At 40.7% G+C, this 23,163-nt stretch carries 16 protein-coding genes; 5 read left to right on the plus strand and 11 right to left on the minus strand.

Translation table 11 applies throughout. The features are described from left to right. Positions 1 to 102 precede the first annotated feature (102 nt). The 10 genes from Q0162_RS11330 to Q0162_RS11375 all read right to left on the minus strand — a co-directional run bounded on the left by Q0162_RS11330 (position 103) and on the right by Q0162_RS11375 (position 16,954). Positions 103 to 2,697, minus strand: coding sequence for a DNA gyrase/topoisomerase IV subunit A (locus Q0162_RS11330; protein WP_297891778.1), 2,595 nt, complete (start codon positions 2,695 to 2,697; stop codon positions 103 to 105). Positions 2,698 to 2,760: 63 nt separating this feature from the next. Next, positions 2,761 to 5,418 carry a DUF6493 family protein gene (locus tag Q0162_RS11335; protein ID WP_297891780.1) on the minus strand — a complete coding sequence of 886 codons (2,658 nt, stop codon included), beginning with the start codon at positions 5,416 to 5,418 and terminating at the stop codon, positions 2,761 to 2,763. Positions 5,419 to 5,443: 25 nt separating this feature from the next. Beyond that, positions 5,444 to 8,017 carry a DUF6493 family protein gene (locus Q0162_RS11340; protein ID WP_297891783.1) on the minus strand — a complete coding sequence of 858 codons (2,574 nt, stop codon included), beginning with the start codon at positions 8,015 to 8,017 and terminating at the stop codon, positions 5,444 to 5,446. A gap of 59 nt (positions 8,018 to 8,076) precedes the next feature. Continuing rightward, positions 8,077 to 9,066: a virulence RhuM family protein gene (locus Q0162_RS11345; protein ID WP_297891786.1), complete on the minus strand. Its 990-nt coding sequence runs from the start codon at positions 9,064 to 9,066 to the stop codon at positions 8,077 to 8,079. A gap of 33 nt (positions 9,067 to 9,099) precedes the next feature. After that, positions 9,100 to 11,877, minus strand: coding sequence for a DUF6493 family protein (locus Q0162_RS11350; RefSeq protein WP_297891788.1), 2,778 nt, complete (start codon positions 11,875 to 11,877; stop codon positions 9,100 to 9,102). 77 nt (positions 11,878 to 11,954) lie between these two features. After that, on the minus strand, positions 11,955 to 13,913 hold the full coding sequence (locus Q0162_RS11355; protein ID WP_297891791.1) for a M3 family metallopeptidase: 1,959 nt from the start codon (positions 13,911 to 13,913) through the stop codon (positions 11,955 to 11,957). Positions 13,914 to 14,028: 115 nt separating this feature from the next. After that, entirely contained in the window at positions 14,029 to 14,739 is a 711-nt protein-coding gene (locus Q0162_RS11360; protein WP_297891793.1) for a DUF4197 domain-containing protein, read from the minus strand. Positions 14,740 to 14,757: 18 nt separating this feature from the next. Beyond that, positions 14,758 to 15,465 (minus strand): beta-carotene 15,15'-monooxygenase, encoded by a 708-nt coding sequence (locus Q0162_RS11365; protein WP_297891795.1) that lies wholly within the window; start codon positions 15,463 to 15,465, stop codon positions 14,758 to 14,760. A gap of 9 nt (positions 15,466 to 15,474) precedes the next feature. Continuing rightward, on the minus strand, positions 15,475 to 16,317 hold the full coding sequence (locus Q0162_RS11370; protein ID WP_297891797.1) for a DUF3822 family protein: 843 nt from the start codon (positions 16,315 to 16,317) through the stop codon (positions 15,475 to 15,477). Then, the gene (locus Q0162_RS11375) at positions 16,292 to 16,954 is read right to left on the minus strand and encodes a hypothetical protein (protein ID WP_297891800.1); all 663 of its coding nucleotides are present in this window, start codon (positions 16,952 to 16,954) and stop codon (positions 16,292 to 16,294) included. The genes Q0162_RS11370 and Q0162_RS11375 overlap by 26 nt, the downstream gene beginning before the upstream one ends. A gap of 126 nt (positions 16,955 to 17,080) precedes the next feature. On the opposite strand from Q0162_RS11375, the gene Q0162_RS11380 reads away from it, so the two are divergent. From Q0162_RS11380 to Q0162_RS11390, 3 genes are all read left to right on the plus strand, one after another. Next, a complete protein-coding gene (locus Q0162_RS11380) occupies positions 17,081 to 18,469 on the plus strand; it encodes an ATP-dependent RecD-like DNA helicase (protein ID WP_297891803.1) in 1,389 nt (462 codons plus the stop codon). 211 nt (positions 18,470 to 18,680) lie between these two features. Further along, positions 18,681 to 19,013, plus strand: coding sequence for a PadR family transcriptional regulator (locus Q0162_RS11385; RefSeq protein WP_009412445.1), 333 nt, complete (start codon positions 18,681 to 18,683; stop codon positions 19,011 to 19,013). A 3-nt stretch (positions 19,014 to 19,016) separates the two neighbouring features. Further along, on the plus strand, positions 19,017 to 20,762 hold the full coding sequence (locus Q0162_RS11390; RefSeq protein WP_297891807.1) for a PspC domain-containing protein: 1,746 nt from the start codon (positions 19,017 to 19,019) through the stop codon (positions 20,760 to 20,762). Positions 20,763 to 20,765: 3 nt separating this feature from the next. Here Q0162_RS11390 and Q0162_RS11395 read toward each other — a convergent pair whose 3' ends face one another. Beyond that, a complete protein-coding gene (locus Q0162_RS11395) occupies positions 20,766 to 22,079 on the minus strand; it encodes a hypothetical protein (protein ID WP_297891810.1) in 1,314 nt (437 codons plus the stop codon). 131 nt (positions 22,080 to 22,210) lie between these two features. Here Q0162_RS11395 and Q0162_RS11400 point away from each other — a divergent pair, with 131 nt between their 5' ends. Both Q0162_RS11400 and Q0162_RS11405 read left to right on the plus strand, forming a co-directional pair. After that, on the plus strand, positions 22,211 to 22,639 hold the full coding sequence (locus Q0162_RS11400) for a 2TM domain-containing protein (RefSeq protein ID WP_297891813.1): 429 nt from the start codon (positions 22,211 to 22,213) through the stop codon (positions 22,637 to 22,639). 5 nt (positions 22,640 to 22,644) lie between these two features. After that, the gene (locus Q0162_RS11405) at positions 22,645 to 23,133 is read left to right on the plus strand and encodes a dihydrofolate reductase (RefSeq protein WP_297891815.1); all 489 of its coding nucleotides are present in this window, start codon (positions 22,645 to 22,647) and stop codon (positions 23,131 to 23,133) included. The last annotated feature ends 30 nt before the right edge of the window (positions 23,134 to 23,163 follow it).

Here is a 23,163-nt window from a genome sequence, read left to right on the forward strand (position 1 = left end):
GTAGCACGGCGAGCTATTAAAAACTTTAGCAAAGTGCAGCGACGCAAAAGCGACTTGATTATTTTCTTACCTCTTATCTCTTACCTCTTATCTCTTACCTAATTAAAATTCTAATTCTGTTTGGGTGCCGTTGTTATCGTTTTCAGGAGTAGGGACAATTTCTTCATCGCCTAAATCTTCTTCTACGAGTTCCTCTTCTTGAGGTTCTTCGTAGGGAAGAGACTCAAGAGTGTTGATAGTTTTCACCTTGTCGGTGGTGAGCTGGTTGCCCAAGGCTTTGATACCTTTTACACTGATGAACTCTTCTAAATTCACCGTGAGGTTCTCTTTCTCCTTGCCTTTTTCTTTGGTGAAGACCACCTCAGCCATAGGTCGCCAATCGGCAGAGACGAAGAGTAATTGCGATTTAGGGTGTTCGGTAATGACTAACTCTTCACGGTTTTCGTTCTCTACCACAAAGCGTTTTACAAACACGCGTTCTTTCTCGCCATCGTAGTAAATCACCGAAATAGGTTTCTCGGGCAGCCATTTTTCCATTACGGCAATATTGTTCTCGAAATGCAGACTCAATTCGGGGATAATGGTCTTCACGACGCCCTCTTTGGTGATGAGAAGCATACGGTCATCGCCTTTGAAAGCCCCGAGTAGCGTACCGCGCTCTTCGGTGTTGAGGCGTTTTACAATGTCGTCAAACCATATTTTGCGCGGTTTGAGGGTTGATACACCTTTTTCTTTTAGCTCGATGCGCTTGATAGCGTATTTGCTCACGAGGTTTCCTTTCACGCCACGCCCTTTGATGAGGGTATCGGCAAAATCGATATCCCATCGTAGTTTGCGCAAAGTGCCTAACTGACGCAAGTTCACGGTTACCACTTCGGCTTCACCATTAGGGTTGGCTGTAAAATAGAGCACACGCGACTCTTTGTGTTGCGGAATGAGCTCGTATTTCTTATCGCGGGTAATACCCGTAACATTGAAGCGTTTGATATAGGAGAAACCCGTTTGTCCGTCCTTATAAATCATATTATACACGGTGCGTTTATCGTCTTTCTTAAAGACCGCTACGTGTATGATGTTTTTCTCTATATATTGTTTATCAGCTACTTTGGTAACGTACATCGCACCGCTTTCGGTAAATACAATCACATCATCAATATCACTGCAATCGCCTACATACTCATCTTTGCGCAAGCCTGTACCCACAAAGCCTTCAGCTCTGTTCACATAGAGTTTGGTATTGCGCACTACTACTTTGGTCGCCTCAATGGTGTCGAATACACGAATTTCGGTTTTTCGTTCGCGCCCTTTACCATAAGTCTTTTTAAGGCGTTCGAAATGGGCAATCGCATAGTCGATGAGGTTTGCGAGGTGGTTTTTCACTTCCTCGATATCAGCTTCAATTTTGAGGATATTTTCATCAGCTTTATAAGAATCGAAGCGGGTGATGCGAATCATTGGTATTTGGGTGAGTTTCGCCAAATCGTCATCGGTAATCTCACGCAATAAATCTTTTTTGAAAGGCTCGAAACGCTTGTATAGATACTCGTACAAACTCTCTCTATCGGTGTAGTTCTTGAAGTCGATATACATCTCTTCTCTGATGAAAATCTTTTCAAGCGAGGCGTTGTGCCATTGCATTTCGAGTTCAGAAAGTTCAATTTCGAGTTCTTGTTTGAGTAGATTGACTGTGCGGTCGGTACTGCGGCGCAACACTTCTGAAACTGTAAGGAAATGCGGTTTGTTGTCCTCAATCACACAGGTAATGGGCGAAATAGCTGTTTCGCAGGCAGTGAAAGCGTAGAGCGCATCGATAGTTTTATCGGGCGATGTGCCGTTAGGCAAGTGTACCAATATTTCTACATTAGCAGCTGTGTTATCGTCTACCTTTTTGATTTTTATCTTGCCTTTTTCGTTGGCTTTCAGTATAGAATCTATAAGTGAAGTAGTGTTGGTAGTAAACGGAATTTCGGTGATGCAAAGCGTACTCTTGTCGAGTTGCGAAATCTTGGCACGCACTCGCACACGTCCGCCTCTTGCGCCATCGTTATAGCCACTTACGTCCATAATACCCGCAGTAGGGAAATCAGGGTATAACTCAAACGATTTGCCTTTGAGGTAAGCAATGGAAGCCTCAATGAGTTCAATAAAGTTGTGAGGTAATATTTTAGTGGAAAGCCCCACGGCTATCCCCTCGGTGCCTTGTGCCAAGAGGAGCGGGAACTTCACCGGCAAGCTGATAGGCTCTTTCTTACGACCGTCATAGCTGGATTGCCATTCGGTTACCTTAGGGCTAAAGACCACATCGAGGGCAAACTTAGAAAGGCGTGCCTCGATATAACGAGGCGCTGCCGCATCGTCGCCAGTGAGGATATTCCCCCAGTTACCTTGCGTATCGATGAGCAAGTCCTTCTGACCGATTTGCACAATAGCATCGCCTATACTCGCATCGCCGTGAGGGTGATACTGCATTGTATTCCCCACCACGTTAGCCACCTTGTTGTAGCGACCATCGTCTAATTCTTTAAGCGAGTGCATAATACGGCGTTGTACGGGCTTGAAACCATCTTCGATTGCTGGTACAGCGCGTTCGAGGATTACGTACGAAGCGTAATCCAAGAACCAATCTTGGTACATACCCGTGATTTTAATGATGCTATCTCCTTGTGAAGCAGTGTTTTGAGGCGTATTGTCTTCCATCGGTACAGATTCTTTTTGAAAGGGCAAAGGTAAAAATAATTTGTCAATTAGGCAATTGGCATATTAGCTAATTAGAAAATTAGCCAATTTCTTATGGTTTTTAGGCAATTCATCTTCTTTTACTATGCTGAGATACTGCTTTACCACTGCTATACCAAAATCTTTGACAGCAGGTGGATTGGGACGATCGAGAAACTCTATAAAGCGAGTGATAGGCAAAAAGTTCCAAGCGAGCGCCTGAGCGAGATAAGTTTTGAGGTAAGTGAGGTCTTCCCCGCGAGTAATTGCCTGACAGATATATTCATACGCCAAATCCCGCGATGGACGTTTTTCAAAGAGCAAAGCCGTACCTATATAGAGCCAACCGCTATGGCGTACCCTAATGTCGTAGCGCAAAAGCACTTCCAAAGGCACTGACATATTGCGAATTTCACGCACTTCGTTGCCCGTAACCCAAGTGCTGATATAGTCACACAACATCGCATCGGGGTAGTGAGGGTTGAGGCTTAGCTTATATTCAAAAATAGTACTGATGGGTGAGCATCCACCATTGGCATTGTAATAGCGATACGGGAAAGCATTCTTTAGGTCGGTATAACTTACCCCTACCCACTCGGTGTGGTATCCAAAAGTAAATTCTTTGTAGCCGTCATTTTCCTTCCAACCATAGTCAATTAGGAAAGGTTTTACTACCCCCAGAATATCCTTAGCTGAAGTGGCAGCAAACTCTGGAAACTCTCTATCGGGTTGTTTTAAGCGGGTGATTTGCGCCCAAAGCGGCAGAAGTTCTTCAGTTAGTTGTATTTCATCTGTAAGACCTAAATAATACTGAATAGCTTTAGCATAATCTCCTTTGAGTTGTCTCGCTTTTTCTTTGGCTGCTACCGAAACTTCTGTGAAAAGCAAACGATTGCAAGCAACAATGAGATCGTCGAGGTCGGGGGATTTGCCTTGCGCTTCGTATTGCAGGAGCTTATCCACCAATACCTCTGCTTCTATATAGAAAGGCAGGTGCGTAGGGGTAGAGAGCAATGGCAGGTAGCAGTGCTGGAGGATGAAGTCAATGACCATTTGCCCCTTGCGGAAAAGGAATGGCAGGACTTCGCGAGCATTGCCTAAATAATAATCCTGCGTGTAGGCTTCAAACTCTTTTTCGGAGAGTTTTTTGCGCTTTTTACAGAGTTCTTCCCACGTATAGCTACACTTAGGGTCAAGAGCCAAAGGGCGCTTGTCTATCAGCGCACGCAAAACTCCTAAGAGAATCATATCCGTAGGGATTTCCTTGCCTATTCGCTTGGTGAGCTGTTTGATATAAGGTGAAAGGGACTTTGCCCAATCGGCAGGGAAGTCGTCTTGCAAGGTGATAAGCCCCTCCAAGAAGACATCTATTGTATGAGCTGCAGGTTCGCGAAGGCAGTCGCCGAGGAGGAAGAGGAGATTTTCAGGTGTCAGGGGAAAGGGAACAGGTGTCAGGGTGTGAGAGCTGTGGGAACTATGGGAGGTGCGAGCCGCACAGGCAGTTTGGGAGTTTTCGGAGTTCTCTGATGAGTTGGGCGAGGGTAAGGATTGGAGGAGGTCTTGGGCTTTGCCTTTTAGGTAATCACGGTAAGGAGCAATGACCTCGGGGAGACCTTCGTGGTTAAAATAGGTAGTAAGGAGGGTGGCTACTTTCTCTTGGAGTTGGGTATCGGGGACGGTGAAGAGTACCGCTAATTGTTCGCGGTAGTCGGGATTGGTAGGGGATTGTTTTTGGTAGTATTTTTCTAAGATTTCTATCCCTATGAGTTGGGATTTAGCGATTTTGGACACGGTAAAGCAAAATGCAAAATTATCGGCAAAGGCTTGGAAATCAAAATCGGGATGGGTGCTTATTTGAGCAATGCACTTCATCGCAAAGTTGATAAGTGATGATTTGTCCAAGGTTAGCAAGGCAAAGAGCGTGTGTTGGCTTGGGAGCAACTCCTCTTCGTTAGGTACTAATCCCTCAATCCAACGGCAGTACATATCTAATACATTCTTTTTCCAAGGGTTGAGCAACACTTCTATAAAGCTGGTTACGAAGCTCTTATCAGGGAAATAATTTTTCTTACAAAGCAGGGTAAAGACTTTTTGCCATTCCAAACCACTACTAATAACATAATCTATATACTTAGCTGTATGAGGAATCACGCGCGTTGCCAACTCAGGATACTGGAGGAGTACCTCAGCTGCTTTGGCTTCTTGCATACGGCTGTACTCGATATCATATAAGTTTTTGACAAAAATCTCCTCATTGAAAGGGATTATCCCCTCTGTGTAGAGGGCTAAGAGTATTTCGATAGAAAAACTACGTGGGGATTGCTCAAAAACCTGTTGGGCACCCTTTATCATATATGCCCCTTCGGGGGTATGGATAAGCTCCATAAAGGCTTGGGAGTGCTGAGAATTTAAAAAGAAAAGAGGATACTTAATACGTGTATGAAAACTCTTTACAGAAGTGAAATTCAACTGCTTTTCTACACTTAGCAGTTCTTCTACACTATGGCATACACACATCATCAGATAGGTGATGATATACTCGATTTCGTAGCTAAGATGCTTTTTCTCGAATATATTCTCCCAATCTTTGTGCTGGGTTTGTTTTTTGATTTGTGTTTTTTCCTGTTCGGAAAGGGCAAAGGCAATACAGCGGATTTCTACCCAATTTTCATTTTTAAGGGCTGAGATAAGTTCTTTGTTCATAAGGTACTTTTTACTATTATAATTATTAGTTAATCAAAAAACTAGCTAACTTCTTATGGTTGGTAGGTTTCTTTTCTTGTTTTTCAGCCAAAGGTAAATAGGCTTCTACTACCGCTTTTTGGAAAGCCTTTACTTTGGGGTCGCGGGTAGGGAGGTCGAGGAACTCCACAAAGCGGGCGATAGGGGCGTACTTATGAGCTAAGAGCGTCCCGATGGCTTCGGTAAGGTAGGTGAGTGTTTCTCCTCTTTGGAGTACTAAAAGGATATACTCAGTAGCCAGATCGCGCAGGGGTTTTCTTTCGGCTAAAAGACAAGTGGCGACCATCAGCCAACCACCGTGATAAATAGGCAAGTTGTGTTGCAAAAGCAGACTCATCACACGGGTAGCTTCAGTGAGGGATTCCCCGTCCACTCCTTGGGCATAAGTGAGTAGGTATTTGCACAGCCAACCATCTATATAGCGTGGGTTCACACTGAGTTGATAGTCAATATCCTCATCTTTCCCCTTGCTCATCGGCGATACATTGTAATAATTGGCTTCAAACTCGTTGTAATACACATAAGTGGCGTAAGTTTTATCCCAATTGTCCTCCAAAATAATTTTATTCCGTTCTACACCGTTAATTTTGGTAGGCTTCACTTCGTATTTCAGATAAAACGGACGTACCAAGCCTTGTAAGTTAGTTTTTTGTGGGATTTCTAAATCCGAAAATACCCCATCAACGTCTTTTAGGCGTAACACTTGCCCCCAGAGTACTCGCGTAGCATCAGTTACAGCTATTTGCTTGTTTACCTCAAAGTAATATTGCAAGGCAGTGGCATACTCACCTGTGAGTGAAAGGGCTAATTGCTTTTGCTCCTCAGTAACTTCCGTAGGCAGCAAGCGGTTAAGCCCCACGATAACATCTTCTAACATAGGCGTTTTGCCAGCTTTTTCATATTGGATAATGCGCTCCAAGTATGTCTGTGCATCTATATAAAAAGGAGTATGGGTGGGGGTACTCACAAAGGGAAGCGAGTTGCCTTGCTTGAGTTTTAGTAGCAGTCGCTTAGTTTTATCACGGAGGAAAGGCACAGGGTTATAGAGTTTTCTGCCAAAAACATCATCAGAGAGTGTGGCTTTGCCCTCCCAAACATCGATCACCCAGCGCATACATTTTCGGTAAGTGGTGAACTCAAAAGGCTGGTCGCCCAACTGCTTTTGGTAGGGACTTATCTGCTGAGAGAAATTTTTGGGAATTTGCGCCTGCAATTGGTTCAAGCCCTCAAAGAAAAGATCTAAAGCAAGAGGCGAACGCTCACGAATGCAATCGCCAATAAGGAAGAGCAGATCGTCCCAAGTATGAGGAGTGCGAGCCGCACAGGCAGTTTGGGAGGTGTGAGCCACACAGGCAGTTTGAGAATTTTCGGAGTTCTCTGAATTTTCTGATGGACTTAGAGTTGCAAGAAGGTCTTGGGCTTTTCCTTTTAGGTAATCCTGATAGGGTGCTACTACCTCTGCTAATCCCTCTCCTCCAAAATAAGTGGTTAGCAAGCTAGCGACTTTCTCTTGGAGTTTTACATCAGGCACAGTGAAGAGTACCGCTAATTGCTCACGATATTCTATATTTATAGGAGGTTGTTTTTTGTAATGCTTTGCTAAAATATCCAAACCTATGAGTTGTGATTTGGCTATTTTTTGGGTAGCAAAACACAGGGCAAAATTGTCGGCAAAGGCTTGGAAGTCAAAGTCTTTTTCGCTGGATATCTCTTTGATGAGTTTCATCACAAAGTTCACCACCGATGTCTTGTCACTACTAAGGAGGGCAAAAAAGGTGCTTTGATGAGATAAAAGCTCTTGCGGAGTAGGCTCTAATGTTTCAATAATACGGCAATAAAAGTCAAGCACATTCTTTTTGTAAGGATTTAGTAATGCCTCTATATGACTACCTACTATACTACGGTCTGCGAAATATCCTTTAGCTTGCAAAATATGGTACAACTCTTTCCAAGCATCAGAAGGATAGGGTACCTCTTGGGTGATATGTTGGGGTACTACGGCAAAAATCTTCTTACTGATTTCCTTGTTTTCTAATAAGAAATTTACAAAAGGTTCATCGGTAATATGCTTATTGTTCCAAAAGAAGAATTTTTCTATAAAAAGATTTTCATTATAGGCAATAATACCCTTTTGATAAAGAGTCCAAAGAATCTTAAAAGTAAATTCATTTAGCAAATCTTCTTCAGAAAAAGATTTGAACAAAGTAATGAGGTATTTTCCTTCTTGGGTTACTATCAAATTCAATATCTCTGAAAAGTGAATTCTACTCATATAGAGTATCATCTGATCATTAGAAGAAAATGTTTCTCCTGACAACTTTATTTCTTTCAATTCTTCACTTGTCCTACAAAGACATAAAAGTGAATACGAAAAATAATTTCTTTCTTCTAAAGCCAAGCGAGGAGCTTTATTTTGAGTATTGTGATATAGTTGTTCCCAACGGGCTGTTTGCAAGGTATGTATAAGGTCATTGCGCTCTTCCTCAGAAAGACCAAAGCAAATATTGCGTATAGCGGTAAAATCGTGTGCCTTAATGGCAGAAAGTAAGTTTTCTTCCATAGTAAAAAATAAATGTGAATAGTGATTATTGCACGAGGTCAAGTTATTGAAATAATTACTTAATTCGTTAGCTTCTTCTCTAAAGATTTTAGGGTTTTTAGATAATCTTGTTCTACAGCTGATAAGGTTTTGACTTGATATTTCTTAAATTCAGTAGTTGCTTTTTCAATAGCTTCTTGATGAGTTACTTTTCCTGCATTTTGCAATACTTGTTCTCCTGTTGCCGAAAGAATATTGTCTAATTGTTTGATATAATCTGCCATATACATCGGTTTTCGCTTCATTGCTTGTATTTCGGCAAAATCAAAATACCCAGAAACTAAATTATTGAGTACTTTGAGTTCCTCTTCCGTTAGGTAATTTTTAGCAATTACTACTTCTTTTAGCGAAGGGTGATCACCTGCAAAAACGGTAAGTCCCATAAAAGGTTTATCACTATCGGCACGTTCGTAGATTACCTCAGCAGCTGTATGTCCGTGAGCAGCATAATGCAGTTTGTTCTGTACAATTTTAAAAAATCTAATAGATTCAGGAGTACGAGGGTCATAGTCTACACTGGTAGCATACAAATCAAGCACTTGCCTATACAACACTTTTTCGGAGGAACGAATGTCGCGAATACGATTTAGAAGTTCATACCAATAGTTGCCCCCTGCATTCTGTTTCAAACGATTATCATCTATAACAAAGCCTTTGATGATATACTCTTTGAGTCGTTGAGTAGCCCATATCCTAAATTTTGTAGCAATATGGCTCTTAATACGATAACCTAAAGAGATAATCAAATCAAGATTATAGAAAGCTGTATTATAATTTTTGCCATCAGTAGCAGTTGTTCGGAATTTCCGAACAACTGCTATTTCTTCTAATTCACCTTCTTCAAAGATGTGTTTGATATGCTCACTTACATTGGCTTTACTTGATTGGTAGAGGGTTACCAACTGTGCTTGTGTGAGCCAAACATTTTCATTTTCAAGGCGTACTTCTATTTGGGTACTGCCATTTTCATCTTGGTAGAGAAGCAATTCTCCTTGTGTTATTTCTTCCATAGTAAAAAATTAAAAGTGAAAAGTGAATAGTGATTAATCATTAAAAGCTGCTAACTTTTTGTGATTGCGCGGGAGTTTGTCCTGCTTCTTCACTTCTTCTAAATAGAGTTCCACTACTTCCTTGCCAAAGGCTTTTACCGCTGGCGGATTAGGGCGGTCGAGGAATTCTATAAAGCGCGGTATAGGCAGATAATCCCAAGCGAGTACATTGGCAAGGTAAGTTTTCAAGTGAGTTAGGTCTTCACCACGAGCAATCGCCTGACAAATATATTCATACGCTAAATCACGTGAGGGGCGTTTTTCAAAAAGCAAACACGCGCCTATATACAGCCAACCGCTGTGGCGTACACGCAGGTCATAGCGCAAAACAGCTTCCAAAGGCAAAGTCATATCGCGCACTTGGTCTGCCTCATTCATCGTTGCCCAGAGCGCTATGTAAGCACACAATATCGCATCGGGATAATGTGGGTTGAGGCTTAGTTTATACTCTGCCTCTTGAGCCGAAGTGTGTTCCCCTTCATTGGCATTGTAATAGTTGTAAAGGGCAGGACGGCTTTTCTTATTCTTGTATTTGTAATAATGATTGCAGTGATAGGTGAACTCTTCGCTTACTTCGCCATTGGCATAAGTTCTTTTCTCCCAACCATAACGGATATAGAAAGGCTTCACCACGCTAAGGATATTCTTTGCCTGAGTATTTTCAAATACTTTGAACTCCTCATCGGGGTGTTTTAGGCGGGTGATTTGCGTCCATAGCGGTAGAAGTGCTTCGTTTAATTGTATCTTATCAGTAAGACCTAAGTAATACTGAATAGCAGGAGCATAGTCGCCTTTGAGCTGTTGGGCTTTTTCTTTGGCTGCTGCCGAAACCTCCCAAAAGAGCAGGCGGTTGCAGGCGACAATCAGGTCATCGAAATCGGGGGCTTTGCCTTGACCTTCGTATTGCAAGAGTTTATCCACCAACACTTCCGCCTCTATATAGAAAGGTTCGTGTGTAGGGGTAGAAAGGAAAGGCAAGGTGTCTTTCTCTTTGAGCTTTTGGAGTGTACGTGCTATTTTATTAAACAGATAAGGGAAAGTCTGCTGTGCTTGATTAGCACCTTTGTGTATCGCTCTTATTCTACCAAGTTTGTCGGCTTGTGTATATTTATCTTCTTTGTAGAGTTTTTGAATTTCTTTCCATTCCTTGTCGGTATCATATACAAGGGGTGTGGGGCTTTGGTTACTCCAAGAGTCTAAAAAGTGGTACAATAGTGGCATCGTTCCCACAAACCACTCCCGAGCGAGAAGCTGCTTGAGGTAGGGCTTTATCTGCTCAGCATAATCCGCGGGGATTTGGTCTTGCAAGCGTACCAGCGCATCAAAGAAAACATCAATAGTAGCGGCTGATTTCTCGCGGATACAATCACCAAGGAGGAAGAGGAGATTTTCAGGTGTCAGGGGACAGGGAATAGGTGTCAGGGTGCGAGCCGCACAGGCAGTGCGAGCCGCACAGGCAGTTTGGGAGTTCTCTGACGAGGCTGAGCTGTCGGACAAGTCGGACGGGGCGGATGATTCCGATGGACTTAGAGTTGCAAGGAGGTCTTGAGCTTTGCCTTTTAGGTAATCGCGGTAAGGTGCAATGACTTCGGGGAGACCTTCTTGGTTGAAATAGGTGCTGAGTAGTTCAGCTACAGCTTCTTGTAGTTTTACATCGGGCTGGGTGAAGAGGACTGCTAATTGTTCACGGTAGCTGGTATCGGTAGGAGGGTGTTTTTTGAACTCCTTTGCCAAGATTTCCACTCCTTGAAGGAGTGCTTTAGGTTGTTTTTCTACGGTAAAGGCGAGCGGGAATTGTTGCATAAAGCTCTCAAAATCAAACTGTGGCGCATTGGCAATAGAGACGATGTATTCCATAACGGTCTTTACCACACTACCTACTCCAGTGCCTAAAACGGCAAAGAACGTTTGTTGATGAGCCAAAAGTTCCTCTTGGGTAGGGGCAAGCCATTTGAGCAAACGACAATGCCAATCAAGGTGGGGTTTCTTCCATTGGTTGAGTAGTGACTCCAAGAGCTGCCCTACAAAACTACGAGGAATTTGGTAGCCATAATGCACCAATAATTCAAATACTTCGTCCCAGTAGGTAGTTACCTTAGCCGACCCGCAGCTATTGGTCTTGCGCAAAGTATCATCGCTTTCCCATTTGGAAAGGTCAAGCACTTTGGTTTCAATACGATAAAGCTGCAAAAGTATTTTTTCAATGGCTTCGGGGTTTTGCAAGAGGAAGTTTACATCGGCGGTTACATAGCGGTTGAACATAGAGACCTCAAGAAGGTTTTTTACAAAACGCTCTTCTTCAAAGGGAATCCATCCTTTTTTATAGAAATACCATTGGAATCCAAAAGAAAGTCCGTTAATTTCTTTGTTGTAGCGTTCTTTGAGCACTTCTTTGATATAGTAATCTGGCGGAAACTGTGTAAAGTACTTGATTACAGGTTCAAAATAGTAAGAACCCAAGATAACATAAGGAGTTACTTGATAAATTTCACCATAATAATTTTCTTTATTAATCATCACTTTGGCAATATCGCTTTCTTCACGTACCATAGTGATAAGGGCGTAATTAAGAGCTTCGGATACTAGGGGTTTATGGCGGTAAATATCTTTCTTATCAATATTTTTTCTTGGGAAATCTTTTTCCGAATAGGGATCTAATGCTTTGATAGCAGTGATGGTGCTATAACGCTCACTATCGGTGAGCTGGCTTGTAATGTTTAGGATTGCTGAGAAATTACCTTCAGCAATGGCGGTGATGAGTGCTTGATTCATTTTTGTTTTTGATTTTTTATTATTGAATTTGATTATTTATTTGATATGGCAAACATAGTAAGCAGGGGCACTGCATCTTATCCTCGGAAACGTTTATAGAGAATACTTTCCTTTTCGCTACTACCTCTCTCGAGGATTTCTTTGCGGAAACGCGTAGCTACTGCTTTGTTGAAAAAGCCTGCTTCTTTAAATATTTCCAAAGCATCTTCCTCTAAGGCTTCCGACCATTTGTAGCTGTAATAGCCTGCGGCATAACCTCCACTGAAAATATGTGAGAAAGCAGGAGAAATACACATCACATCAATAGGTGGATAGAGTTGCGTTGCTTTGGTAACTGTCTGTTCAAAAGTGCGAACATCTTCAAGGCGTTCCAAATGAGGATAGGTATGCCACTCCATATCTAAAAATCCAAAATTTAACTGACGTACATTCAAAATGCCTTTCATAAAATCTTCAACAGCTTTTACTTTCTTCACCCATTCTATAGGCAGAGGCTCACCCGTTTGGTAATGAGTGGCAAAAAGGCGCAAAGTTTCTTCTTCATAACACCAATTTTCCATCAGCTGACTGGGGAGTTCCACAAAATCGCGGGCTACATTGGTACCACTGAGCGAGGGATAGGTTACCTTAGAAAGCATTCCGTGAAGGGCGTGCCCAAACTCGTGAAAGAGAGTTGTTAGCTCATTGAATGTGAGCAAAGAAGGAGCGGTATCTGTTGGGCGGGTGAAGTTGCACACTATAGAGATGTGCGGACGAGAATCGTTACCCTGTTCGTCTCTATACTGCTCCTTGTACGAGGTCATCCACGCCCCATTGCGTTTACCTGCACGAGGGAAAAAATCAGTGTAGAAAAGGGCAAGATAGTTACCGTTTTCATCGGTTACCTTGTAGGTTTGTACTTCGGGGTGGTATTTTTCTACCTCATCGGTAAGAGTGAAGTGCAAGCCGTAAAGTTTGTGTGCCACCGCAAACATTCCTTGCACTGCCTTGTCTAATGCCAAATAAGGTTTGAGGAGCGAATCGTCTATTTGGTAGCGTTCTTGTTTGAGTTTTTCGGCATAATAAGCAAAATCCCACTGCTGAAAATCGGTGAGACCAGAGAAGGTTTTGAGTTCTTCTAATTCCTTAAGTGCTTGAGGTTTATCTTTTGCTAACTGTTCGTTGAGGAAAGCTATCACCTTTTCGGGGGTTTCTGCCATACGTTCTTCTAAAGCAAAAGTAGCATAATTAGGGTAACCTAACAAAGAGGCGCGTGCTTGTCGTAATTCGGCAATATGCAACACATTGTCTTCATTGTTATAGGCACTCTCTCCTGCACAACGACTGTGATAATCAGTAAAGAGTTTCTGACGCAAGTCGCGGTTATCAGCATATTTCATTACCGCAGTATATACAGGTAAATCGAGGGTAATGACCCAGCCTTGGGTATGGCGTTTTTTGGCTTCTTGCGCGAGCATTTCAAGGACAAAATCAGGTAGCCCACTGAGCGTATCTTTATCGGTAATCACCCATTGGTAATGTTGGGTTTCAGAAAGTACATTCTCGGAGAATTTTAGTTTGAGTGTGGCTAAGTCTTTGTCTATTTTTCTCAAACGCTCTTTGTCATCAAGTGACAAATTCGCGCCATTACGAGTAAAACTTTTGTAAGTTTTCTCTAAGAGCGTTTGTTGTTCAGCTGTTAGTGAAAGCTGCTCACGCTGGTTATAGATTGCTTTTACACGCTTGAAGAGGGCTTCATTCAGGCGTATATCATTGCCGTAGTCAGTAAGCAGGGGCGAGATGCGTTGGGCTTCGGCTTGCAGGGCATCATTAGTCTCGGCACTGTTGAGGTTGAAGAACATAGCCGTAAGTCGGTCGAGTTCTAAGCCTGTGTAAGCCAAGGCTTCTACTGTATTTTTAAAAGTAGCAGGTTCAGGATTTTGTGTAATACTATTGATTTGAGCAAGGCTTTCGGCGATAGCTTTCTTAATAGCTGGTAGATAATCGGTAGGAGTAAATTGAGAAAAGGGAGCTGATTCATAGGGGGTATTGAACATAAGGTTATTTTTTTAGTATGAAAGTGCAAATATAGTTTTTTATAAAGATAAAACAAAAAAGCTGTTTGAGGAATCAAACAGCTTTTGTATTTTCTGGATGCCAGATAGCAAACATTTACTTATCTTGCATCGCAAATACTGATTTCAACAAAGGAGTAGTGCGTGCTGCTACATTGGTGCGTATTTCTTTTTCTTTATCGGCAACTTTCACGAACAGTCCATTGATAGCTTGTTGTGTAACGTATTTAGTAAGATTTGCCTCAATAGGTTTCACCAATGGGATTTGGTTATATTTATTGATAATATTTTCCCAAACTTTATCTGCTCCTACTTGGCTAAGAGAAGATTGGATTTTAGGAGAAAAAGCGTTTTCCAATGAGTTATAAGTAGTATTTTTTAAATAGGTAGTGGCGGCAGTATTATCACCTTTGAGGATGTTCATCGCATCAGTAAAGGTCATATTTTGTATAGCCGAAAGAAAAATAGGCTTTGCCTGACTCACCGCATTTTCGGCAGCTTCGTTCAGCACTTTAAGTCCTTGGTCTGCCAAAGACCCCAAGCCGATAGAACGCAAGGTTTTATCTACTTTTTGGAGTTCTTCGGGCAAAAGGATACGCACCGCTTGGTCTTTAAAATAACCACCGTCCTTGCTCAATAGGTCTACCCCATTGCTCACGCCCAATTCAAGCGCTTGCTTGAGACCGCTGGCCACGTTAAAACCACTTCCACCTTGTGAAGTGTTATTCAAAACTTGTTGCAATTCGTTGCAACTGTTCAACGATAGAGAGCCCATAGCTAAGAGCCCTAAAAACATTACTTTTTTCATAGATTCTTATTAATTTACTTATTTATTACTTGTCGCTTGATAGATACTAAAAATGCCTGCTAACAAATAAGAATAAGTGACTGTTACTCCTATTCCAAAGGAAAAAAGCCCTATCAATAAGCATACCATTCCAAAGGCGGTAACGATAAGGGCTGTAAAAGGTGCTGTCATTATCCGTTGGTAACTATGTCCCATTGCTCTGAAAAGCGATTTTCCCTCCAATACGATAATGGGAACAGTGAGTACAAACACTAAGGATATGATAGTGGTAAGCGCTAAGCCTAAAGCGGCTGTTCCTATAGCGATAGCACCTACTGACACTAAGGTTTTTAAGCACATTTGCAAAATCACGTGTCCTAAAATATCATTGGTTTCACGCATGTGATAGTAAGCAAAAAGGTTGCGGAAGGAAGGACGGCTGCCTCCTATCACCTCGGCGTAATTTTTGTAAACCCCTGCTGTAAAAGGAGTAATAATAGCATCAACCAGCAGACTGAAAAACCAAAATTTTATCAGGAAATGAGGCTGATTTACATAGGTTGTCAATCTTTCGGGGTCTTTGCTAAGTTCTACAATTCCCTCTATGGGCATTCCCCAAAGTGTTGTGAGTAACAAAGCGTATACTGTAAAAACCACTACAAATAAAATGAGGGCTCCCAAAAAGTGCGTGGCAAAAGTAGCTTGTACTAATTTTAATGCATTGATAAATACGTTCGATAATTTCATAGGATTAGGTTAAAAAGAATGAGCGATCACAAAATTTCTACGGATGAGTTGTTCATCCATTCCGACGGCAAAGTGTTGCTTGTGATATTTTATAAGATATATATATCGCACGTAGTATTTTATTTTGCTATAGAAAAGAGCGGTAGGATCTACTTCACCAGTAATGTAAATGGGAACTTGCTCGGTATTGATATCTAGTTGTTCGATAGAAAATAGGATGTAGTATAAAAAATCTTCTATAGTTTCATAGGTAAATCGATTGAAGTAGTATAATTTTTTATTTTTGAAGACTACAAAATAGAAAGACCCTACTTCGGCATAGATATACATCACCTCTAAAGGGTGAGAAGAGTAGTGTTTGAGGAACATTTTCAACAGAGAGGTAGCGAAGTGTTGATAGGAGAATCGTCCATAATAAGCTAACAAAGCGTTGTTTACAAATGTGTTAGGGACATAAGCATTTAGAGTTTCTACGGAAAGTATTTTGTCAATTTCTACTGTATTGGGAGCTACATTATGTATATCGACACTGTATTTAAGATAGTCTAGCACTTCGTCCTTACCGCCATACAAGGATTGAGGTATAAGGGTAAAAATAGGGGTATTGTGTAGAACCCTGATAGTATTGAAATCTTGGCGAAGGTCTTCTTCACTTTTGATCACACGCTCTACTTGATCGTTTATTTCGTCCTGTGTTTTATAGTTAAAATTCACGGGGAAGTTATAAATAGACTCTACGCAGGCGAGCACAGGGTTAAACACACAAAAAGAAAGTCCATCCAAGTTGATTTGAATGGACAATTCCTTGAAATACGTTTCTAATTGTTTATTCTTTTGCGATTTTTGCGTCATAAGAAGTTGGCCAGTTACCATTTACGGTAATTTCTTTTAGTGAACCTACTTGAATGTTAGGTCCTCTTACATCTTCTACAGAGGTTTTTTGAATTTCTTTAGCAACTAAATCTTTATCTAAACCTTTTAGTATATCTTCTTTAGCTACATACACTTGGAATACTGATGATTTAACATCATTTTTATCAGTAATCACACCAGTTTCCATTATAAATTTACCAGCGGGTACGCCTTTAAAAGTAGGCAAATCGCCCATAGTTTTGTAACGAGGGTCGTCTTTAAACAAGGAATCTTTTACTGATACATATCCTAAGGTATCAATACGCACTCCTTGACGCATCACGTCAATGTTAAAACCTTTGTCGAACTCTACCCAGCTAGTATCGCGTTGAGAAGTGATGGTAAAGCGTGCATTTTCTACAAACTTAGTAAGTTCGTCGAAATTTTTAGCGTAAACACCATTAATTTTTAAATAAGCATCTTGAACATTGCGAATGTCCTTCAACTTTTTGATCACCTCAGTGTAGCGATTTTCCTTAATTTTGTTAAATTCAATAGGACCTGTGATAGATCTGTAAATTAGGAAGCAGAACACGAATCCTAATAGATAAAATGCAATTTGTAAGATTTTTTTCATCGTTTTAATATTATATTAAATAAATTTTTTTTTGACTGGCATAGCGCAAAACTACAATCTTTTTTTGAAACTAAAAAATTATTTTAACTTTTTTTTTATATTTTTGTGCGCTCAATACTTTTTACGATGGATGAAAAAGCCTTTCTCAACGCTCTCTTTCAGGCGTTTAAACATACCCCTACCCCCTCACAAGAAGTTGCCTTGCAAATGCTCACCAACTATCTTTTTGATGCTAATGCTGCAGAAAAGCTATTTTTGTTAAAAGGGTTTGCAGGTACAGGAAAAACATCTATCACTCGCTGCCTTATAGCAGCACTTCCTTTGATACACCACCAAGCGGTACTTTTGGCACCTACTGGTCGTGCTGCGAAAGTGATGTCGCATTTTGCTAAGAATCAAGCTTTCACTATCCATAAATACATCTACTACAGCACTGCTACGGGCACTGAAATATCTTTCAAACTGCGTGCCAATAAACACTACAATACCTTATTTATAGTAGATGAGGCATCGATGCTCGCCGATATAGACGACCTGATGAGCTTTGTCTACTCGGGCAAAAATTGCAAGCTACTACTGATAGGTGATACAGCTCAGCTTCCTCCGATAGGTACTGAGGTGAGTCCGGCGTTGAGTGTGAGTCATTTAGAATATCAATACAACAAAGAAGTGCTCTCCACTACCCTCACTGAGGTGCTACGCCAAAAAAACAAATCGGGGATTTTGCGCAATGCTACCCGCCTGCGCAAAACGCTTTTCGGACAAGCTAAATCACCAGATTTTCTGTTCAACCTCAAAAATCCCGATGTAACCCGACTCACGGGTAGTGAAGAAATTGCCGATGCTATCAATGAGAGTTACGAGCTTTACGGAAGTGAGGAAACTGCTATTATTGTGCGCTCTAACAAGCGTGCTGTGGGATGGAATGCCTATATACGCCGCACGATCCTTGATATAGAAGATGAAATAGCTGCTGGTGACCTACTAATGGTCGTGAAAAACAATTATTTTTGGTGTAAAAACAACCCCGAAGTGAGTTTTATTGCCAATGGTGACATTATAGAGGTGCTCCATATTTATAGTTTTTACGAAGAATACGGTTTTAGATTTGCTGAAGTTTCTGCACAACTCATTGATTACCCTAACCAACCGCCTTTTGATACTGTAATTCTCCTTAACACCCTTTACAGCGAATCGCCTGCCCTTACTCCCGCTGAAAACCAACGACTTTACGAAGAGGTGCTCGCTGATTATTACGATGAACCTTCATCGTACAAAAAGCACCAACAACTGAAAGAAAATCCGTACTTCAACGCTTTACAAGTGAAGTTCTCCTACGCTATCACCTGCCATAAAAGTCAAGGGGGACAATGGGATGTTATTTTTATTGAAAAACCTTACCTCCCTGAAGACTACGTAATTGACGAAAGTTACTACCGCTGGCTGTACACAGCCCTTACCCGCGCCAAACAACAAGTATATTTATTGGGATTCCCTGATACAGACTTTAATTAGGTAAGAGATAAGAGGTAAGAGGTAAGAAATTTTAAAAAATCTCTAATTTAATCACTACGCTTTAGAACCTTATAAAAACATATATTCAATTACTTACTTAATTACCTCCCCCTACTCTATTGAGAATTATCAAAAAAAAATTAGTACTATGTATTGCATATTACTATTTTTTACCATAACTTTGCCCTCGATTTGATAAATCTACAGAATTATGGAAGAAATCAATACTGAAAAAATTAAAACCCAAATGCGCAAGGGTATCTTAGAGATGTGCATACTCTCGGCTATCAACAAAAGTAAAGAAGCCTATGTATCCGACCTTATAGATGCTCTCAAATCTGCTGATATGATTGTGGTAGAAGGTACACTCTACCCACTTCTCACCCGATTGAAGAATGCCGGACTACTCGCCTACCAATGGAAAGAATCGACCTCGGGACCTCCACGCAAATACTATGTGCTTACCGAAGGAGGTAAACGCTTTCTTGAAGAAACTGTAAAAGCGTGGCGTGAATTACAAACTATGATAAACAAACTCATTTAGATTATGGATAAAGTAAAAAACATCAGTTTGGGTGGTTTTTCTTTTACAATTGAAGAAACTGCCTACAACGCTCTCAACACCTATCTTGTTGAGGTGCATAAACATCTAAGTACCAATGCCGATAGAGACGAAATTCTATACGACATTGAACAGCGTATGGCTGAACTGCTCAAAGAGCAAATGAAAGGACGTGAAGTGGTTATCAGCCAAGATATTCAATACCTAATAAGCGTTTTAGGTCGTCCTGAACAATACGTTGATGATGAGGAAAATAGTGCCTCTACACCTCAGTTTTCTAACTCTTTTAAAGGTAGAAAACTCTACAGAGATATAGATGACAAAAAATTAGGTGGTGTACTTTCAGGCATCAGTCATTATTTTAAATGGGACGTTACGTTACTGCGTATTGTTTTTGCTTTACTCATTTTTGCTAATATTTCTTTTTTTGCTTTCAGTGTTAATGGCAAAGGCATTTCGTTTACTTCTACCCTTATTGTATTGTATTTCATCTTTTGGGGTGTAGTTCCAGCAGCTGTTACAACTTCTGAAAAACTTGAAATGAAAGGTGAGGAAGTAAATTTAGATACCTTGTCTAACTTCAAAACAAGCTTTCCTCCACAGAGAAGAGAGTGGACGAAAAGCCTTACTGACAAGAAAATAGCGGGAGTTTTAGGGGGACTTGCTCTTTATCTATCTATCAATAGCACTTGGTTACGCATTGCCTATGTAGCAGTAGTTTTATTTTCTTTGCCTATTTTTCATCAAATGGGTGTATTGGCAATTATCGGCTATTTTATCTTAGCGGCAGTACTTAAAAATCCTACTTTGGCTACTGAAGAGGTTCATTCTTTAAAAAGTTCGGATACAGCAATAACATCTCCTCAACGAAGTAACTTTTTCTTTATGTTACTCAAAGGTGTTTTCTATTTCATAGCTATAGTGATATGTATTCCTCTGTTTATAGCACTTATAGGTACGATTATCAGTATCTTTGGCGCAACTATTGCTGGCGGTGTTACCCTGCTTACCCTGAATGATTACTTACCTTATCTATTGGCACATCAATGGCAAGTTGTTGTATTGTACCTCGCTTCAGGTTTACTGTTGTTAGTGCCTATCTCATTAATATTGTTATTAGCTCTTAAACTTTTTACCAAAGGATTTCGTACGCCTAAAGCGTGGGTAGTAGCTAATGTGCTCTGTTTAGTGGTAGGGATAATGCTTTTACTCACCGTATTAGGAAGTGTAGGTAAAGAATTTGTAACAGCAGGTAAAGTAGAAACAAAAATACCCATCACCTCTACCACCGATACTTTGTTTATCAGTGAAAAAACCTCTACACCTTACGATGGATTTGTATCACTACACGAAAGGGGAATTGATTTGAGAAATAACGTATACTTTACTGATATACAAACCACTAACGATTCAGTACCCTACCTTTTAATCACTAAAAAATCTAAAGGAAGAACTGTGAGTGAGGCTACCGAGAACGCTTCTCGGTTAGAGTTTCCTATAGAGTTTAACAAGAATGTAATAGAGCTTCCTAACCATTATACACTGAAAAAAGGCAATGTGTTTAGAAATCAAGAAGTGAAAGTAAGTTTGTGTGTGCCTGCGGGCAAATACGTAAAAACTATTGCTAATAGACAGTTCTATATGTTTCGAAAATGGCATCCTATTCTCGAAAAGAATGCCCTATACAAAGTTACTAAAGACTCCATTATTCAGGTAACGAGTAAGAAGTAACAATTAAGAATTAACGATCACAGCGGCTTGGGTGGGGCATACGCCATTGATTTTATCGCCTATACCTACATAGCGCACTTCGTACTGAGGATAAGGTGCGAGCACCTCGCTGATAAAAGCGCGAAACTCCTCGTCATTCCACTCAAAATGGTGGTCGTCGTGGCGGATAGCGTTCTGAGGGTCATCAAAATAATACTTGTTGAACCTGCTATCGGGGGTGGTGATAATTATCTTGTGGAAAGGGATTTGCAAACATCTTTCTACCAAAGCCTTAGCATCGGCAGGAGTGTTGTGTTCAATCACTTCGGTAAGGAGGATATTCACCGGTTTTTGGTATGCAAAATCATCTAAACTACGCAGGAACACAAGGTTGTCAGTCTCCATTTTGTAAGAAAGACTTTTGGCATACTCGGCTACAGCAGGGTCTATATCAGTTGCAAAATAAGGGTGGTTATAGTTGTAGTTCTTGCGCATAAAACGACGATAATATTTCAGTTCACCACAACCAATATCCAAAATAGGAAAGTCGAAACCAAACTCCTTCACCGCAAACTCCATACGGCTACCGTGAGTATCGGTAAATTGGAACTCAATATCAAGTCCTTTAGCTTTGAAATACGCCTCGAAAGCAGGTTTAATTTCATTGAGTTGGCGTTCGCTTTTCACAGCACGTTTGATAAAGAGATAGAACACAAAATAAGGCACATCGTCTATATTGGTGAGGATACGCGCGTATTTCTGTGCAAAAAAGTCGTCTATGTAAGTATATTCGCCATATTCATTGGTAATATGCGTAATCACAGCTATAAAGCTGAGCAAGTTGAGCGCCTCAAAAATGGTTTTTCCTTCTATTTTAAGGGCTACATTATTACCGATAAGAGGTGTGATTTGGCAATTTTTGAAATAACGTTCCATTAAAAAACGTCCGCCACTGTACCAAGAAGAATTGATATAGAGGTTTTTAACCTCAATAGTACACGGCTGGTTATCCACCTCACTGCGCTTTTTGCCCAACCATTTGATTTCCTGCTCGAAATAAGATTCTTTTTCCTGCAATTGGTCTTTGAAAAATTCGTTGCAACAATGCAAGATTACCAAAGGCGAACAATAGCTTTGGAAATCAATTTGGTTGCTCTCTTCAGGTAGATAACTGTAACGAGTATCTTGGAAAACTACATCATACTGATGCGCATTTACCGCATTACCTATGAGTTGCCCATTGCGAAGGGATTTGGCGTAGATACCAAAATCAGTATTGGGGTTTTTATTGAGAACATCCAATAAGTGAGGATTGTTGGAACGTATTTGAATAACCATAATCTACCTATTTACTAATGAATGGACAAAAGTAATATTTTTTAATGAGTACACAAAATTGATATACCAACAAATTTGCTAATTGATAAATTATACTTATTTTTGCGCCTGAATATTAAAAGATAAATAAAATGGCAGACACTCAACAACTCACTCCCGAACAATACGAACTTTTCAAAAACGCCGAAAAGCGCCTTAAACAAAAGAGACTTTTGTATATTCACTTTTTTGTAATGGTTTTAGGCTGTATATTTTTTGCTGTTGCCAATAAAGTGCTCAACTATGGTGTAAACTATAATTGGTATATTTGGGCGAGCCTTATTTGGCTTTTCTTTTGGCTATGGCACGCAATGAACGTGTTCATTTTCAATCGCTTTTTAGGTAAACAATGGCAAGAAAAACAACGCGAACAACTCATTGCTGCCCAACAGAAAAAACTCATCAGAATGGAAGCCGCTGTGGAAAAAGAATTTGCCTCACAAAAAGAGCAAGCGCAACGTGAATTATCAGCTGAAGAAACTGCACAAAGTTCTACTTCCAACACAAATCCTACAGTGTAAATTCTATGATTACTCTTATAGCTGCCGCCGATGAGCACAATGCTTTGGGCAAAGGAAGCGATTTGCTTTGGCATTTGCCAGAAGATTTCAAACATTTCAAACGCCTCACTACAGGGCATTGCATTATTATGGGGCGGAAAACGTTTGAGACTTTTCCTAAACCCTTGCCTAATCGCACCCATATAGTGATTACACGTCAAAAAGACTATATAAAAGAAGGCATCATAGTAGTAAATTCGTTAGAGGAAGCTATTGAAAAAGCACTTGCCATAGACCCCAACCCTTATGTGATAGGAGGTGGTGAAATCTACGCTCAAGCATTGCCTCTTGCCGATGTGATAGAGTTCACACGTGTGCACCACACTTTCCCAGAAGCTGATGTGTTTTTCCCTAAATTTAACACTGAAGAATGGGAGTTAGTAAGCTCTGAACCCTTTGAAAAAGACGAAAGACACGCTTATAATTTTACTTTTGAAAAATACTTGAAGAGGTAAGAGATAAGAGGTAAGAAAAATAAAAAAGGC

This window comes from uncultured Capnocytophaga sp. (genome assembly GCF_937936315.1).
GTDB lineage: Bacteria > Bacteroidota > Bacteroidia > Flavobacteriales > Flavobacteriaceae > Capnocytophaga.